The sequence below is a fragment of the Rhizobacter sp. P2_H3 genome (assembly GCF_056403355.1).
Genome location: NZ_JBFUFQ010000473.1, coordinates 1 through 1,487, shown reverse-complemented (window position 1 = coordinate 1,487; position 1,487 = coordinate 1). Strand labels below are relative to the sequence as shown.

Sequence of the window (1,487 nt, the reverse complement as noted above, 5' to 3'; positions counted from 1 at the left end):
GTGGTACGTGCTGGTGCTGGGCGGCGTGCTCGGCGCGCTCGGCACCGCGGCGTCCGGCCGGCGCGCGCCGGGGCAGGAAGCGTAGCGGCCGGCGCCCTAGCGCCGGAAGAACAGCCCTGTGTACAGGCGCGCGCCGAACGCGAAGCCGAAGACGAGCCCGATCGACAGCACGAGGTACATGCCGACCAGCAGCACCGACGCCGCGCCTTCTCCGCGCCCGCCCAGGAAGCTGCCCACCGCGCCGACCAGCAGCAGCGCGATGACCGCACGGCGCTCGCCCTGCAGGCGGGCCAGCGTGCAGAACAGCGCGAAGGCGGCGATCAACCCGGCCAGCAGCAGCAAGTGGCGGCGCGGCGTCGTCAGCATCGACCATCGCTCGCCCCAGCTGCGTCGGGGCGGCTGCGCGGCCGGGCCCTTCAACGCGTCGGCGACCAGCCGGTCGGTGGCGGCGTCGAAGCCGCCCGGTGTCTGCAAGGCCTCGTCGCTCCACTGCAGGTCCGTCGCCTCGCCGGCGCGCAGCTTCTGCATCGCGGTGCGCCAGGTGTCGTCCTGGTCCGACGGCGACACCGTCGTGCGGCAGAACAAGGTCACGCTGGCGCCGGGCGCCAGCACCGGATTCGCACCGCGCGCCGGGTGGCAGCGCCAGTTCACGCCCGACCGGTAGCTGAGCGGGATCCGCACGGCGAGCTTGTGGGCCAGGATGGTGAAGCTGCCGCTGTTCTGCACCGTCAGGCCCCACAGCGCGGCCGTGCGCGATGGGGACTGGATCCACACGTTCGGTGCCGCCGGCGCGAGGCGCCCGCCGAACTCCGCGGCTTCGTCGCCCAGCGGCGGCTCGCCGGCCACCGGGTCGATCTTCAGGCTGCGCGACAGCTCGGCCTGCCAGCGGCCGGTGATGTCGCGGTACCGCGCGGCCTGCGGCAGCGTGTCGTCGATGACCTGCCCCAGTGTCGCGGTGGCCGGCAGGTGCTCCCCGGCGAGCTGGCGCAGGTGCACCGCGAAGAGCCCGCGGCGCAGCGCCTGCAGGCCGTTGCGGTCGCCGGGGGCCAGCTCGCGCCACACCGGCAGCAAGGCCCAGGCCGACCCCGGGCGGGCGCCCAGCCGCTGCTCGCGCAGGGCTTCCATCGGGTCGCGCCCCGGCCCGTGCAGATCGGCGAGGACGAACACGGCGAGCGCCAGCGCCGCCGCGAGAGCAGCCAGCAGCGGCGTCCAGCCGGACAGAATCGACCGGCGCGTTTGAGGTGCCGCTGCCGAGCCTGGCGCGGCCGGCGTGCGCGGCCGGCGCGTGCTGGGGTAGCGCGCGAGGCGCTTCGCCTCGACTTCGGCGGCCGCGGCGAGATCGGCTTCGGCCGCCGCCAGCAGTGGGTCGATGTCCGGCAGGTCCTGGGCGACGACGATGTGGCCRCAGTGCCCGCACTGCGTGTCGCGGGCCGGGTCGAGGGCAGCGCCGCAGGCGCGGCAGGGCCAGGCAGTGGCACGGCCGATGG

General features: G+C 75.6%; 1 protein-coding gene. It reads right to left on the bottom strand.

Going from position 1 to position 1,487, the window contains the following annotated elements:
• Positions 1-96 precede the first annotated feature (96 nt).
• The coding region (locus AC1D1T_RS32430) for a hypothetical protein (protein WP_477993460.1) at positions 97-1,487 on the bottom strand (1,391 nt) is incomplete at its 5' end.